General features: G+C 66.9%; 2 protein-coding genes. One reads left to right on the top strand and one right to left on the bottom strand.

Features of this window, described 5'->3' with window-relative positions; genetic code table 11:
• The coding region (serB, locus tag A5906_RS33405) for a phosphoserine phosphatase SerB (protein ID WP_245327045.1) at positions 1-785 on the bottom strand (785 nt) is incomplete at its 3' end.
• An 11-nt stretch (positions 786-796) separates the two neighbouring features.
• Between serB and A5906_RS45520 the strand changes: the two genes are divergently transcribed.
• Positions 797-1,158, top strand: a 362-nt coding sequence (locus tag A5906_RS45520; RefSeq protein ID WP_283807746.1) for an isopentenyl transferase family protein, incomplete at its 3' end; no start/stop codon positions are given.

Raw genomic sequence — 1,158 nt, 5'->3', positions numbered from 1 at the left:
CCCAGCCCCGCCGCTTGGATCATCGCAAGATCATTGGCGCCGTCGCCGACCACGACCGAGTCCACGTCGTCGAGATCGAACGATTCCATGAGGTCCACCAGCGTCGCCAGCTTGGCGGCGCGGCCCAGAATCGGCTCCCTGACCTCGCCGGTGAACTTGCCGTCGCGCACGATCAGCTCGTTGGCGCGGTTCTCCTGGAAGCCGATCTTGGCGGCGACCGCGCTCGTGAACAGCGTGAAGCCGCCGGAGACGAGGCAGGTATAGGCGCCGTGCGCGCGCATGGTCGCGACCAGCTGACGGCCGCCAGGCGTCAGCGTAATGCGCTTGTCCAGCACCTCGTCGACGACACTGGCGGGAAGACCCTTCAGCAGCGCGACGCGCTCGCGCAGCGCCGGCTCGAACTCGATCTCGCCGCGCATCGCCCGTTCGGTGATCGCGGCGACATGGGCCTTCATTCCGACCAGGTCGGCGAGCTCGTCGATGCATTCCTGCCCGATCATGGTGGAATCCATGTCGGCGAGAAAAAGCTTCTTGCGCCGGAAGCCGGCGGGCTGCACCACGATGTCGATCGGCAGGTCGCCGCGAAGCTCGCGGAGCCGCTGCTCGATGGCGTGGCGGTCGCCTTCGAGGTTACTGTCGGCACCGAAGGGAATGTCGGCCGCAACCCCGTCGAACAGCCAATGCGCGGGAGCTGCCTGGGGCAGCACGGCGCGGGCGCCGTCGACGATGGTAGAGTCGAGCGCGGGATTGTCGGGATTGCAGATCAGCGTGGCGACGAGGGACATTTGAGGTTTTCGTGAGCGAGGGGCAAGTCGGCAGAGGGTCTATTGGCAAGGCCGTGCTTATCGCAGGCCCGACCGCCAGCGGCAAGTCGGCGCTGGCGCTCGAGCTTGCCCTCAGCGCGAGCGGTACCGTCATCAATGCGGATTCCATGCAGGTCTATCGCGACCTGCGCATCATCACGGCTCGTCCGACCCATGGCGATGAGGCGCGCGTTCCGCATCGCCTCTATGGCCATGTCGATGCGGCCGTGAATTTCTCGGCCGGCGCCTGGGTTGCTGACGCAGCGAAGGCGCTCGAGGAAGCCCAGGCCGCAGGCCGGCTGCCGATCTTCGTCGGCGGCACCGGGCTTTACTTCAAGGCGCTGACGGCGGGCCT

The sequence above is a fragment of the Bradyrhizobium sacchari genome (genome assembly GCF_002068095.1).
GTDB lineage: Bacteria > Pseudomonadota > Alphaproteobacteria > Rhizobiales > Xanthobacteraceae > Bradyrhizobium > Bradyrhizobium sacchari.
The sequence above is the reverse complement of the archived record's forward strand: the minus strand, read 5'-3'. Positions and strand labels throughout refer to the sequence as shown.